Below are 13,499 nucleotides of genomic sequence, written 5' to 3' on the forward strand. Positions count from 1 at the left end.
TTGGAGGCACGGAAATGGGGGCAGCGTCATTTGAAGGTCAGTAGCTAATTCTTAACTGGTCTTTATGCTATGACGTTGGTTCTCGTTATGGTGTCTCTTATACGGCTGTTAAATTTACTATTTGCAACGGTTTACGAGGAAGGTAGCCATGGGGCGCCTTGTCCACTGCATCTCGATGTAGCAAATAAAACCGTTGAGGCATTGGAGGCAAACGTTGAAAAATTCCGAGAACAGCTCGACTGGCGCAGTAGTACGGTCGCTGGTATTGGGCGGGCGAGGCTTCATCGGTACCCATCTGATCGACGCATTGCTCGATCAAGGGCATGCCGTACGTTGTTTCGATCGGCCGAATGTTGTCGAGCTTGGAGACTCTCACGCAAAGCATCCTCATTTCGAACTGTATGAAGGCGATTTCACTAGCGAAGCTGATATAAGCGAAGCGTTGCAAGATTGCGATATTTGTTACCATTTGGTATCGACCACATTACCGAAGTCTTCAAATGCGGACCCCGTTTTTGATGTGGAAAGCAATCTCGTCGCGACGATTCGGTTACTGACGCTGGCGCTCAAGTCGGGCGTCAAGAAGGTGATTTTCGTTTCATCGGGTGGCACCGTTTACGGTGACCCTATCCAGGTACCAATCCCCGAAACGCACGCAACAGAACCTGTGTGCTCTTATGGGATTGCGAAACTGGCGATCGAAAAATACCTAGCGCTTTTCCATCGTCTGCATGGCCTGGACTACACCGTTTTGCGTTTGGCCAATCCCTTCGGTGAAGGTCAGCGCACGCACGCCAGCCAAGGTGCGGTAGCCGTGTTCCTGGGTAAAGTGTTGCGGGATGAACCGATCGAGATTTGGGGTGATGGTTCCGTCGTTCGTGACTACATTCATGTTGCCGATGTCGTGCAAGCCCTGCTCGCGGCTCTTGAGCCATCAAGGCAAGAGCACGTATTCAACATCGGTTCAGGTCATGGGCACAGCTTGAATGAAGTGCTCGATACGATCGAAAAGATCACCGGGCGAGTCGCCAACCGCCAATACTTGTCGGGTCGAGGCTTTGATGTGCCGGTCAGCGTATTAAATATAGACCGTGCAAAAAACGCGCTGGGATGGGCTCCGACCGTGAGCTTCGAACAGGGCGTGGAGCAGTTTTCGATGTGGTTGCTGGAAAAACCGGCTTCGAGAATTGCCTGAAAAACAGTTGATCGGGTGCGTGATGTAGAGACCAATACATCGCCACTTTGGCTAAAATGTTGAAAACCAGCAGTTGGAATGGACTCCCAAGGGCCATTGCATCTGCTGGCAATCACGGTCAGCGACTTCACTGAAGCACAATGAGATGTCCCCCGGAAATCGCCACTGAGCGATTTTTTATTGTCTGCAGAAAAGTGAATCCCATAGCCTACGAAGGAAGGAGCGCTTTTCAGGTGTTTGCTCATCCACCATATCAGGGTTGTCGAAGCTCGTTCGCTTGAGGCTTGTGTACTGTTTGAGCACAGGGCTCAGGAGGGGCTCAATCATCAGTGCATGGGCAGATGGTTCATAATGGTGATCATTGGGGTCTGGGTTGCGAAGTGATGCTTTCAGCGTGCCGCTTTCATCCATAGAGCAGCTATCGTAGTTCAGGTGGCTTATGCCTTCGCGGACGCAAAAGGCTTCCATGAGTGTGTTGAACTTTATGGTGAGTAATGTTCTGTCCGAAAGTGACGCTTTCACTTCTTTTCGCAAATTGGCTACTTCTCCCCAGTCCATGTTGTCTCGGATGGTTGGAAGAGGAGTGCTGACGCAGATGACGTGAAATCTGCTCGCCACATCCAGCAAGAGCTTTTGGTAGTTTTCGAGAGCCTGTTGAAGCATCTGTTCTACGGAACTGCCATGCTTTTGAGCCCTGTACCAAATCACAAAGCCCGTATCGACCTCACCAAGCATCACGATCACAGTGTTCGCCGTGGTTGTTTCCAGTGCCGACATATATTGCGGCATTGCCTGGGTTACGGCGTTTGGATTTTTTAATCCGGAGACCGTGGCGCCGCCAACGGACGTCACTTCAAATGAGTACTCAGGAAACAAGGTTTTCATTTGTTCAGAGCTGAAAACCAAGGCATGGGAGTCGCCGAGTACAAGTACAGCTTTCATTATCTGATGGGTTCCTGTTTCTTCGAGGTGATGTTGCAGCCCACCGCCCAAGATGTCTGCTGCATCAGGAACTGTAAAGCTATTCACAAATGGACCTTACAGGTTGTTGAATTTATTCGATATTTTTCTGGCAAGCGCTGAGGCGTAGAGACGTAGTTCCGGTACTGCCGTTGCTTCCCAGAAGTTGGCTTTCAGCATCGGGCCGACATAACTCAGCCACTCGGAAGGGGTCCCGTCTTTGCTTGTGACCGCCAATTGGTTATCCACCAATAGCCCCAAGCCCAGGCTATCGACAGAAATCAGATCGTCGCTGATAAGCTGTTGGATCAGCGGCTCTTCTATCAAGTTTGGGTTCGAATTAGGGCCCGTGCAGTTTATGATGCGATCAACAGGTATTTTCTTGACGTCTTGTGTGCCGCGTGACTGGATGGAGACGAGCGGTTTGCCATTGTGGAGTTCAATGGACTTGATTCGACCGGCTATCGGCACGATTTTTTTATGTTTCAGCGCTTCATCGAAATGCGTGTAAGTCTCTGGCGCTACTCGGTGGCGATGGACGTCCCAGTAAGGTTGTACGTGGCGTAAAAACCTGCTTCGCTCATGCTCGGGAAGCCTGATCCACAGACTGGATGTAATAGGGCGTACGGCCGCGATAATGTCTCGCCAGTTGATGCCGGATGCTGCGCTGGACTTAATCTGTGCCCTGATTGAGCGTAAATAGCTCCGGGCCGTGGGTGCTGCATTCAGTAGTTCATCGTGAAATGAAACTGGCGCTTGCGATGCGCTTTTAGTCGTTCGGTGCGCCAATGGCAGAAGGCCGCGACGAGACAGCATATAAATCTGACCGGTACTGGATACTTGCCTCAGGCTGGAAATCACATCGAGAGCAGTGAGGCCACCCCCAATCAATAAAATTGACGCGTGTGGATTCTCGGGGAGAGAGACCGAACCGTTCCAAGGGTTTGCCATGTAGCTGGAAGACTCCAGTACGTCCTGAAGTACGGCAGGATTACGCGGTGGAAAATGACCAAATGCTAAAATGACTTGATCGGCAAATATTTTTTCGCCTGAGCACAAATCAATATATGCCCCATGCTCATGAGGGGTCAGGCTTTTGACTTCAGCCGTTATCCGCTCGATAGCGACATTCGCTTTTGTGTTGAGTTCGGTATTGTCCAGAAGTGATGCCAAATAGTTTCCGTATAGTTTTCTGGATACGAAAGAACTTGATGTTGTATCTGGCAGCAAAGACTGGCAGTACTGTAAAAAAGAGTCAGGTTTGTCCGCCAATGCACTCATATTGCCAGCGGGTACGTTCAGCAGATGTTTTGAACTGTTGGTGCCGTAAGCCAGGCCGCGTGCAATGGTTCCAGATCTGTTGATGATTATGAGTCTGGCGCCGGGTGGGGCAGAACGTAAGAATTCTATCGCGGCGACTGTTCCACTGAATCCCGCGCCAATGATGACTAACGTCTTCATTTCGACGGCTGCTTATTAATGAAGTCGATAATGCGCTGAGCCGCTGCATCAAGATCGTCCTCTAACGTATTAATCCTTATGTGTGGATTCAACGGCGGCTCATAACTAGAGTCGATACCTGTGAAGTTCTTTATCAGTCCTTCTCGGGCTTTTTTATAAAGGCCTTTAGGGTCTCTCCGCTCGCATTCGCTCAGCGGCGTATCGATGAAAACTTCAATGAAGCTTTCTTCGCCAATCACGTCGCGGGCCAAGGCGCGATCGCGTATGAATGGGGATATAAACGCCGTGATGACGATCAGCCCCGCATCAGTGAATAGTTTAGCTACTTCTGAAATACGTCGTATGTTTTCAACACGATCAGCGTCGCTAAACCCTAGGTCCTGGCAGAGTCCAAGCCGAACATTATCACCATCAAGCAAATAGGTATGGCGGCCTGCATCGCATAGTGCCAGCTCCAAGGCATTCGCAATGGATGATTTGCCAGCCCCACTCAGGCCCGTTAGCCAAATCACAATAGGGCGCTGATTTTTTATAGCGCTGCGGCGCTCGATATTCACAGTTTGCGAGTGAGCTATAAGATTTTCGGACATGTTGTCTCGTTCTAAATTGACCAATATCGGATTAGGAACACAGGTATTTGGAAGTGATCTGGTTCACCGCCTCGTTATACCAATGAATGTGTGTCCAGTCATGGCTTATCGGCATCATGCTGAAGGTCTTCAATTCGCAAATTCAAGAACGTCTTAATTTCGGCCAATCGATGAATTGTAGCTATGCTTTCCACAAAATGCTCGTGCTGAAACGTTGAAAAACGGACCAGCGCGACTGGGCGGTATCGGACAAGTATTCGGCTGATCATTCGTGTATTGAGGTTACAATGCCGGTCGACGACTGTGTGAAGGAGGGAGCTACGTGCTCGAATGCGTGAATGGATAAAGTGCGGACAGTTTTGCTGGGTTTGCCTCGTCGGCAGAAAAGGCTGATACAGGTCGCTACCGATGTGGTTTTGGTGTGGGTCGCTTTATGGCTGGCCTTCATCGTGCGCCTCGGCATAGATGATATGTACAACCCACTCAGGGTCCATTTCTGGCTCTTCGCCTGTGCGCCGGTTGTTGCCATACCGCTCTTCATCCGCTTCGGCATGTATCGCGCTGTCATGCGTTATTTCGGCAATGATGCGCTGATCGCAATCGTCAAGGCGGTCAGCCTGTCATCGCTGATCCTGGCGGTCGTCGTCTATTGGTACAGCAACCACCAAACCGTCGTCCCACGCTCCATCATCTTCAACTATTGGTGGCTGAGCATGGTGATCATCGGCGGCCTACGCCTGTGCATGCGCCAATACTTCATGGGCGACTGGTTCACCGCCGCCCAGCACGTACCATTCACCAGCCGCGACGACGGCCTCACCAAGGTCGCCATCTATGGTGCAGGCGTGGCAGGCAATCAATTGGTTGCTGCGCTGCGCATGGGCCGGGTGATGCGCCCTGTGGCATTCATCGACGACGACCCAAGCATCTCCGATCGCTCCATTTCAGGCCTTCAGGTCTACAAACCCAAACACATTCAACAGATGATCGACGTCACCAGTGCCCAGGAAATTCTCCTGGCCCTACCGTCCTCCACCCGCGCACGACGCCGGGAAATTCTCAATTTGCTGGAAGGTTATCCGCTTCACGTACGAAGCGTCCCGAACTTCACCGATCTGGCCAGTGGTCGGGTCAAGGTTGAAGACATTCAGGAAGTGGATATCGCTGACTTGCTGGGCCGCGACTCGGTCCCCGCGCAACCGGATTTGCTTGAACGCTGTATCAAAGGCAAGACAGTGATGGTCACTGGCGCGGGCGGTTCGATCGGTTCGGAGTTGTGCCGGCAGATTTTCTCCCTTGGCCCGACCACGCTTCTGTTGTTCGAGCACAGTGAATTCAATCTCTACAGCATTCTGTCTGAATTGGAGCAGCGCGGCTGCCGTGAGTCGGTGTCGGTCAAGTTGTTGCCCATGCTCGGTTCCATCCGTCACCCGCACAAACTGCTCGATGTGATGAAGACCTGGCGCGTGGATACCGTCTATCACGCCGCCGCTTATAAGCATGTGCCGATGGTCGAGCACAATATCGCTGAAGGCGTGCTCAATAATGTCATCGGCACGTTGAACACCGCTCAGGCTGCCTTGCAGTCGGGTGTGGCCAACTTTGTGTTGATCTCCACCGATAAAGCCGTTCGTCCGACCAATATCATGGGCAGCACCAAGCGGTTGGCGGAGTTGACCCTTCAGGCCCTTAGTCGTGAAATCGCCCCGGTACTGTTTGGTGACAAGGCTAATGTATCCCGGGTCAACAAAACCCGGTTCACCATGGTGCGCTTTGGCAATGTGCTGGGTTCCTCCGGCTCAGTGATCCCTTTGTTCCACAGCCAGATCAAATCCGGTGGTCCGTTGACGGTCACGCATCCGAAAATCACTCGCTATTTCATGACCATCCCCGAAGCCGCGCAACTGGTGATCCAGGCAGGTTCCATGGGGCAGGGCGGTGATGTGTTTGTTCTGGACATGGGCGAACCGGTGAAGATTGTCGAGCTGGCGGAGAAGATGATTCATCTGTCCGGTTTGAGCGTTCGTTCGGACAAGAACTTGCAAGGCGACATCTCCATCGAGTTCACCGGGCTGCGTCCCGGTGAGAAGCTTTACGAGGAGTTGCTGATCGGCGACAACGTGGCAGCCACGCAACATCCGATGATCATGAGCGCCAACGAAGACCATCTTCCGTGGGATGTTCTCAAGGGACGCTTGACTGAGTTGCTGATCGCCGTCGAGGAGGACGACTACTCCCGCGTCCGCCAACTCCTGCGCGAAACCGTCAGCGGCTACTCCCCCGACGGCGAAATCGTCGACTGGATCTATCAACAACGCCGCCTCGAACCCTGATTGTTTCACATCCTGCAACAGACACACTTTTGACAGCTCCACCACATCGCCTAAGTTTGGGAGGCAGCTTCGGAAAAGCTGCTTTCTCAATCGATGTCATGGAGCTTCATTTATGCGTACTGGCTATTTCTACTCTCTGGTTTTCGCCCTGCTGACCAGCGCCTCTATTGCTGCCATCGCCGCGCCTGCGGCAAAACCGGAGGCTGGCAATGCACCACTGGTGGTGGAAGTTGCGCCCAAGACCCAGTCAGCCAAAGTCGATCTCAATGGAGCGGATGCACCCACGCTGCAGCGTGAGCTATCCGGTATCGGGGAAGCCAAGGCTAAAGCGATTGTTGCTTATCGTGACAGTAATGGGCCTTTTTCGTCCGTAGACGAGCTGCTGGAAGTGAAGGGGATAGGCAAGGCGATTCTGGATAAGAACCGCGAGAAGCTGGAAGTGAACTAAGCTTTAGATAAACGCCCAAGAGGCCGGTCATTGACCGGCCTTTTTGCATGTGCGCCAGGCATGGCGCGTTGCGCGCAAGCGCAACCAGCTTGGCTGTGGTGGCCATGCTGGTGACTTGGAGGTGAAAGTCCTCTACACACCCGGCAAGGGGAAGTGTTAGCCAGAGGCAAGGGTGTCGTGGGTGACTGCGAATCTGAAGGAAGCCCGAGGCAAAGTGCTGGCCTGACGAACAGGAAGCGGATTAGGCGGCGTAGCGGGGTGAGATGGCATGCATCATCAAAGCCCAATACTTGCACGGAACGCTACGACGTAAATCCGACAGGCATAAGCAGGAAGGTCACGCGAATTACCCTGGGAGATCTGTACGTTTGCCCCTGTGCTACCGACGCCGAGAGGCGACGGGATGAGCGTGCAGAAGTCAGCCGAGGCCGTAGTAAGTGGCGACTAACCGCGTCACCAAGGGCCGAACAGGTTATGCCGCCAGTAGGCGTCAGAGTCTCGTTGGATACCGAAATGCAGAAATTTCTCCCAGAGAAGACTGTTACTCCTAGTCCCGGACAGAATCCGAGGATGACGGCTGACAGCGCACAGGTATCGGCGGCGTCTGTGACGTGGACGAACGCGGAGTCGGACACGCTGATGGAACGGGTGCTTGCACCCGCCAACCTTAAGCGTGCGTATCAACGCGTAGTTAGCAACAAGGGCGCACCGGGTGCCGATGGCATGGCGGTCGACCACTTGGCGGGCTACGTGAAACAGTATTGGCCGACCCTCAAGGCTCGGTTGCTGGCCGGTGAGTATCACCCGCAAGGTGTGCGCGCCGTCGAGATCCCCAAACCCAAAGGTGGAACAAGACAGCTGGGCATTCCCAGCGTCGTGGATCGCCTGATCCAGCAGGCGCTGTTGCAACAGCTCACGCCGATCTTCGACCCACTGTTCTCGGACTACAGCTACGGCTTTCGTCCGGGCAGAAGCGCTCACCAAGCCATTGAAATGGCCCGTGTCCATGTGGCGGCGGGCTATCGCTGGTGTGTGGAACTTGATCTGGAGAAGTTCTTTGATCGGGTCAACCACGACGTGCTGATGGCCTACGTGGAGCGTCAAATCGAAGACAAGCGAGTGCTCACGCTAATCCGGCGTTACCTCGAAGCGGGAACTATGTCAGACGGACTCGCCAGTCGACGGCAGGAAGGGACGCCGCAAGGCGGCCCCCTCTCGCCGCTGCTGTCGAACATCCTGCTCAACGAACTTGACCGTGAGCTGGAGCGACGGGGCCACCGTTTCGTGCGCTATGCGGATGACGCGAACATTTATGTGCGTAGCCGTCATGCTGGCGAGCGAGTGATGGCAGGCGTCGAGCGCTTTCTGCGGCAGCGTTTGAAACTGACGCTGAATAGGGAAAAGAGCCGCGTGGCACGGCCTTGGGTCTGCGACTATCTGGGTTATGGGATGAGCTGGCATCGACAGCCGAGGCTGAGAGTGGCGACGATGAGTCTGGGTCGCCTGCGTGGCCGACTCAGAACCTTGCTGCGTGGAGCGAGGGGCCGAAAGTTGTCGGACGTAGTCAAGCAACTGAACCCTGTCCTGCTTGGCTGGAGTGGTTACTTCAAGCTCAGCCAGAGCAAAGGTCCCCTTGGAGAGCTTGACGGATGGGTGCGTCGAAAACTTCGTTGTGCCGTGTGGCGTCAGTGGAAGCTGTCCTCGACGAGGGCCCGCAACCTGATGCGTCTCGGGCTCAGCGAGGTGACCGCCTGCAAGTCAGCCTTCAATGGTCGAGGTCCATGGTGGAACGCGGGTGCATCCCATATGAATCTGGCTCTGCCAAAAAAAGCGATGGGATGCACTGGGGCTTGTCTCGATACTGGATACGATAAACAGACTTAGTCGCATAGCCTGAACCGCCGTATACGGAACCGTACGTACGGTGGTGTGAGAGGACGGCGGATGTAAATCCGCCTCCTACTCGATTTTGGCGTTATGGACGGCGGCTTGCCTTCTATCGGTATGTAAAAAATTACGACTATCATATTGTCTTTGGATTATGCCTATAATAATTCCTGAGTCCGCCAAAGCAGACGCTCTTCTTCCAATCGCATCCTCCCAGGAGCACGCTAATGAATTCTGTCCAGACCCAAGGAACCGCCCTCGTCACCGGAGCCTCCTCCGGAATCGGCGCCATCTACGCTGAGCGGTTGGCGGCGCGTGGTTTTGATCTGTTGCTGGTCGCTCGCGACGAGGAACGCTTGCAGGCAGCGGCGAGCAAGTTGCGCGCCGAGCATGGTGTCCAGGTCGAAGTGCTCAAGGCAGACCTCACACAAAAAGATGACGTTCTGAAGCTCGAACAGCGTCTACGCAGCGATTCGAGTATCAGCCTGCTGCTCAACAACGCCGGTGTCGCAACGGATGGTCTGTTGGCCAATTCCGACATGGACCAGATGGAAAAGCTGATCCAGCTCAACGTCACCACCGTCACGCGCCTGGCATCGGCAGCGGCCGCCGCTTTCGCAAAGGCTGGCCGTGGCACGATCATCAATATCGCCTCGGTAGTGGCGTTGTTTCCTGAGCGATTCAACGCGACTTACAGCGCGAGCAAGGCTTATGTGTTAAGTCTGACGCAGTCGTTGAACGCGGAACTGGACGGTACCGGGGTCAAGGTCCAGGCCGTGTTGCCAGGCGTAACACGCACTGAAATCTGGGAGCGCTCCGGTATCGACGCTACTCAGATTCCCGCAGACATGGTGATGGAAGCCGGGGAGATGGTCGATGCGGCATTGTCCGGTCTGGACCAGGGTGAGCTGATCACCATTCCATCGTTGCCGAACGCCTCCGAGTGGGATGACTTTGTAAAAGCTCGTCTGGTGATGGCCCCGAATCTTTCCAAAAGTACGGCCGCCACGCGTTACAAGTGAGGCGTCTTCAATCGGCTTGAGGTAATTGCGGTATGAGTAATCGTCGAGTGGTTGTAACGGGCATGGGCCTGGTGTCCCCGCTGGGTAGCGATGTCGAGGTGGTCTGGGGGCGCCTGTTGGCTGGACGCTCCGGGTTGCGTCAGTTGCCTGACGAAGTGGTCGCTGATCTGCCGGCCAAGGTCGGCGGCGCGGTGCTCTCCATGACGGAAGATCCCGAGGCGGGTTTCGACCCGGACCGGGCGACGCCGCCCAAAGAGCAGAAAAAAATGGACCGCTTCATTATGTTTGCCATGGAGGCCGCGCGCCAGGCGGTGGAGCAGTCCGGTTGGCAAGCGCAAGACGCTAATGCTCAGGAGCGCACCGCGACGATTATCGGCTCGGGCGTGGGTGGTTTCGGCGCAATTGCCGATGCGGTCCGTACAACCGACAGCCGCGGTCCGCGACGTTTGTCGCCATTTACCATTCCTTCCTTTCTGGTCAACCTCGCGGCCGGTCATGTGTCGATCCAGCATGGTTTCAAAGGCCCGCTGGGTGCTCCGGTGACAGCGTGCGCGGCCGGGGTCCAGGCGATTGGTGACGCCGCGCGGCTGATTCGTTGTGGTGAGGCGGATATCGCCGTGTGCGGGGGCGCGGAAGCCGCGATCGATCGGGTCAGCCTCGCCGGCTTCGCGGCTGCGCGTGCCTTGTCCAGTGGTTATAACGACACCCCAGAGCGTGCCTCTCGGCCATTCGACAGTGGTCGTGATGGTTTCGTGATGGGGGAAGGTGCTGGCCTTCTGGTGATCGAATCGCTTGAACATGCCCTTGCCCGTGGCGCTCAGCCCTTGGCCGAACTGGTCGGATACGGCACCAGTGCCGATGCCTATCACCTGACTGCCGGCCCCGAAGATGGCAGCGGCGCGCGTCGGGCGATGTCGCTGGCCCTGGCCCAGGCGGGCATTTCTGCCGCACAGGTGCAGCATCTCAACGCTCACGCCACCTCGACCCCGGTTGGGGACCTTGGAGAATTGGCGGCCATCAAGTCATTGTTCGGTTCGGACAACAAGATCGCGGTGACATCGACCAAGTCCGCCACCGGGCATTTGCTGGGGGCGGCGGGCGGGATTGAGGCGATCTTTACGCTGTTGGCGATCCGCGATCAAGTCGTGCCGCCCACCCTCAATTTCGAAAACCCGGACCCGGCGGCGCAAGGCGTGGACATCGTCCACGGTCAGGCGCGGCCGATGACGATGGAGTATGCACTGTCCAATGGCTTCGGGTTTGGCGGGGTCAATGCCAGCGTGCTCTTCAAACGCTGGCAGGATTAATCCCAGGGCTGTTTGAGAAATTCGCGTGTCACGTCGAGAATCCGCTGGGCCATCTCCGGATTCTCGACACTGCGCGACAGCAACAACGCCCCGACCAGGGCCGACATAATGAAGATGCTGCGGTCGGCGGCATCTTCGCCTTCAAGCGTGCCTTGCACTTGTTCCAGCCTCGAATTGAGCACCACGTCAGAGGTCGGACTGGGTTGTCCGCGCAAGCCAAGCTCCGAGGACATGGTCGGCAGTGGGCAACCCTGATCGGGTGACGTCTGGTGCCATTCAGACAGATAGGTGTCGATGAATGCTTCCAGCGGGTGCTCCTGCGCGAACAGCTCGGCGCAGATGGCGTCGCACTGTTCGCCGGCGGCCTGCAGGGCCTTTTCCACCAGTTCGTCCTTGGACTTGAAATGCGAGTAGAACCCGCCGTGGGTCAGCCCCAACGCTTTCATCAGGGGTTGCAGGCCGGTCGCGCCAATACCGTCGCGGCGAAATCGCGCCGATGCTTCCTTGATGATGCGTTGATGGGTCTGGGCTTTATGGTCCTGCGAGTAACGCATCTGAAATCTCCGCAACAATGCGCCATCTTAACCAATGAAAATGGGATGGTGACTGTACTTCTACTTCTAAAAAGCATGCAGATGCGACCAACTTCGTCCTGCCGCATCGATTCAGCTGGCACGAATAGTGATTACTTGTCAGCAGACGATTGTTGAACAATCACGAGGCGATGAGCATGAACAGTGGACTGTCCCTGGCCGATCACATCACATTGGAGTTGCGCGCCGACATCATAGGCGGTCGCCTGCTGCCTGGTATGGCGCTGGTGGAAAACGAATTGGTGTCTGCCTACAACGCCTCCCGTAACACCATTCGTGAAGCGTTGCACCGCCTGGGGCAGGATGGACTGACCCGTTACGTGCGCAACAAGGGCGTGATGGTGCGCAAGCTGGGTCAGGATGATGTTCGGGATTTGTTCAAGGTCCGGCGTACCCTGGAACTGCAAGCCATCAGCGTGAGCCCGCCATTGCGCGATGATCAATCGGGCCGGATGCTCGAGGCGCTGGAGGCCACCGAGCTGGCCCGGGAACGCGAGGACTGGCGCGCCGTCGGCACCCACAGCCTGGCGTTTCATCAACACATCGTCGGGTTGCTGCGCAGCCCATTGTTCGATGAGTTTTTCACCAACGTTGTTGCGCAACTGCGCCTGGCGTTCTGCGCCGCGCCCGATGAATCACGTTTTCAGGCGCCCTGGCTGGCTCGCGACCGGCAGATCCATGACTTTCTCGCTGAGGGCGACAAGCGCGCCGCCGCAGACGCCATGAGCGCTTACCTCGATGACTCTGAACACCTTCTGTTGCGAATGCTTGCCCCAACCCCCCATCACTGATCGAGGATGTGTGCCATGTACAAAGACTATCCGGCGGCCTATCAAGTCAGCAAAGGCTCGGCCTTGCAGGTGGACAAAGCGTTTTACGAGCGGATCCGCGACAGGAAGGAGGGCCGTTCGCTGATCGAGCAGTTTGAGGTGCCGATCCGTACCGGGCGGGCCTGGAACGTGCCGGCCGGGCACGTGTTTCGCGTGACCACCCCGGTCGGCCCGCAAGTCGGCGATTTCAATGTGTGGAATGCCAACGACCCGCGCGAGCGTCTGTGGGCGGCGCGCACACGGCAGTTGCAGGGCGCCCATGTCAGCACCCATGACCGGCTCTGGTCGAACCTGCCTTTCTTGCGGCCGCTGGTGACCATTACCGACGACAGCCTGGCCGATTACGGCATCGATGAGCATGGCGGTCGTTTGCACGATTTACTCGGCACTCGTTGTGATCCCTATGTGAACAAAATGCTCACCGGCGAGGATTTCCATCATCACTGCCATTCCAACCTGACGCGAGCCGTGTTGCCCCATGGCCTGACCGAGTTCGATGTGCATGACGTGCTGAACATTTTCCAGTGCACGGGCCTTAACCACGACGACATGTACTTCATGAAAGCCTGTCCGGCGCAGAAGGGCGATTACCTGGAGTTCTTTGCCGAGATCGATTTGCTGTGTGCGCTGTCGACCTGTCCGGGAGGGGACCTGTCACTGGCCATGTGGGGGCCGGATGCGCAGGATCCGCTCAGCGTCTGTCGCCCGCTGGGCGTGGAGATTTATCGGTTGGAGGATTCATTGCTCGAGGGCTGGAGCCAGCCTGAACGTGCTGCGTATAAAGGGCTGCATGGCTTGCACATCGCCAAGGCCGACTGGGAAAAATAATCGGACGTAGGAGCGAGGCTTGCCCGCGAAGGCGTCCCTGAGATC

At 55.8% G+C, this 13,499-nt stretch carries 11 protein-coding genes and 1 pseudogene; 8 read left to right on the top strand and 4 right to left on the bottom strand.

The window, feature by feature from the left end:
- Window positions 1–214 precede the first annotated feature (214 nt).
- Window positions 215–1,195 carry an NAD-dependent epimerase/dehydratase family protein gene (locus tag QMX98_RS10375; protein ID WP_282410724.1) on the top strand — a complete coding sequence of 327 codons (981 nt, stop codon included), beginning with the start codon at window positions 215–217 and terminating at the stop codon, window positions 1,193–1,195.
- Between the two features lie 177 nt (window positions 1,196–1,372).
- Here QMX98_RS10375 and QMX98_RS10380 read toward each other — a convergent pair whose 3' ends face one another.
- The 3 genes from QMX98_RS10380 to cysC are packed head-to-tail and all read right to left on the bottom strand — an operon-like array spanning window position 1,373 to window position 4,206.
- On the bottom strand, window positions 1,373–2,224 hold the full coding sequence (locus tag QMX98_RS10380) for an SGNH/GDSL hydrolase family protein (RefSeq protein ID WP_282410725.1): 852 nt from the start codon (window positions 2,222–2,224) through the stop codon (window positions 1,373–1,375).
- A 9-nt stretch (window positions 2,225–2,233) separates the two neighbouring features.
- A complete protein-coding gene (locus QMX98_RS10385) occupies window positions 2,234–3,616 on the bottom strand; it encodes an FAD/NAD(P)-binding protein (protein WP_282410726.1) in 1,383 nt (460 codons plus the stop codon).
- Complete coding sequence (gene cysC, locus QMX98_RS10390) at window positions 3,613–4,206, bottom strand: adenylyl-sulfate kinase (RefSeq protein WP_282410727.1); 594 nt, start codon at window positions 4,204–4,206, stop codon at window positions 3,613–3,615. The genes QMX98_RS10385 and cysC overlap by 4 nt, the downstream gene beginning before the upstream one ends.
- A 338-nt stretch (window positions 4,207–4,544) precedes the next feature.
- Between cysC and QMX98_RS10395 the strand changes: the two genes are divergently transcribed.
- The 5 genes and pseudogenes from QMX98_RS10395 (at window position 4,545) to fabF (ending at window position 11,203) form a co-directional block, all read left to right on the top strand.
- Window positions 4,545–6,539 (top strand): nucleoside-diphosphate sugar epimerase/dehydratase, encoded by a 1,995-nt coding sequence (locus QMX98_RS10395; protein WP_282410728.1) that lies wholly within the window; start codon window positions 4,545–4,547, stop codon window positions 6,537–6,539.
- A 112-nt stretch (window positions 6,540–6,651) separates the two neighbouring features.
- The gene (locus QMX98_RS10400; RefSeq protein WP_282410729.1) at window positions 6,652–6,987 is read left to right on the top strand and encodes a helix-hairpin-helix domain-containing protein; all 336 of its coding nucleotides are present in this window, start codon (window positions 6,652–6,654) and stop codon (window positions 6,985–6,987) included.
- Window positions 6,988–7,461: 474 nt separating this feature from the next.
- A pseudogene (gene ltrA / locus QMX98_RS10405) lies at window positions 7,462–8,884 on the top strand (group II intron reverse transcriptase/maturase).
- A 217-nt stretch (window positions 8,885–9,101) separates the two neighbouring features.
- On the top strand, window positions 9,102–9,896 hold the full coding sequence (locus QMX98_RS10410; protein ID WP_083374717.1) for an SDR family oxidoreductase: 795 nt from the start codon (window positions 9,102–9,104) through the stop codon (window positions 9,894–9,896).
- Between the two features lie 32 nt (window positions 9,897–9,928).
- On the top strand, window positions 9,929–11,203 hold the full coding sequence (fabF, locus tag QMX98_RS10415; RefSeq protein WP_282410730.1) for a beta-ketoacyl-ACP synthase II: 1,275 nt from the start codon (window positions 9,929–9,931) through the stop codon (window positions 11,201–11,203).
- Here the strand turns inward: fabF and QMX98_RS10420 are convergent.
- On the bottom strand, window positions 11,200–11,757 hold the full coding sequence (locus QMX98_RS10420) for a TetR/AcrR family transcriptional regulator (RefSeq protein WP_010461651.1): 558 nt from the start codon (window positions 11,755–11,757) through the stop codon (window positions 11,200–11,202). The two genes, fabF and QMX98_RS10420, sit on opposite strands and share 4 nt — an antisense overlap.
- A gap of 176 nt (window positions 11,758–11,933) precedes the next feature.
- On the opposite strand from QMX98_RS10420, the gene QMX98_RS10425 reads away from it, so the two are divergent.
- A complete protein-coding gene (locus tag QMX98_RS10425; protein WP_172792445.1) occupies window positions 11,934–12,587 on the top strand; it encodes a GntR family transcriptional regulator in 654 nt (217 codons plus the stop codon).
- Window positions 12,588–12,602: 15 nt separating this feature from the next.
- On the top strand, window positions 12,603–13,454 hold the full coding sequence (locus QMX98_RS10430; RefSeq protein WP_282410731.1) for a DUF1989 domain-containing protein: 852 nt from the start codon (window positions 12,603–12,605) through the stop codon (window positions 13,452–13,454).
- Window positions 13,455–13,499: the final 45 nt, after the last annotated feature.

This window comes from Pseudomonas sp. PS02303 (assembly GCF_029959925.1).
Lineage (GTDB): Bacteria > Pseudomonadota > Gammaproteobacteria > Pseudomonadales > Pseudomonadaceae > Aquipseudomonas > Aquipseudomonas mandelii.

Bases quoted from the DNA above. Each gene is read 5' to 3' on its own strand.
- QMX98_RS10395 (WP_282410728.1), top strand. From the start codon at position 4,545: ATGGATAAAGTGCGGACAGTTTTGCTGGGTTTGCCTCGTCGGCAGAAA.
- fabF (WP_282410730.1), top strand. From the start codon at position 9,929: ATGAGTAATCGTCGAGTGGTTGTAACGGGCATGGGCCTGGTGTCCCCG.
- QMX98_RS10410 (WP_083374717.1), top strand. From the start codon at position 9,102: ATGAATTCTGTCCAGACCCAAGGAACCGCCCTCGTCACCGGAGCCTCC.
- QMX98_RS10430 (WP_282410731.1), top strand. From the start codon at position 12,603: ATGTACAAAGACTATCCGGCGGCCTATCAAGTCAGCAAAGGCTCGGCC.
- QMX98_RS10400 (WP_282410729.1), top strand. From the start codon at position 6,652: ATGCGTACTGGCTATTTCTACTCTCTGGTTTTCGCCCTGCTGACCAGC.
- cysC (WP_282410727.1), bottom strand. From the start codon at position 4,206: ATGTCCGAAAATCTTATAGCTCACTCGCAAACTGTGAATATCGAGCGC.
- QMX98_RS10420 (WP_010461651.1), bottom strand. From the start codon at position 11,757: ATGCGTTACTCGCAGGACCATAAAGCCCAGACCCATCAACGCATCATC.
- QMX98_RS10425 (WP_172792445.1), top strand. From the start codon at position 11,934: ATGAACAGTGGACTGTCCCTGGCCGATCACATCACATTGGAGTTGCGC.
- QMX98_RS10385 (WP_282410726.1), bottom strand. From the start codon at position 3,616: ATGAAGACGTTAGTCATCATTGGCGCGGGATTCAGTGGAACAGTCGCC.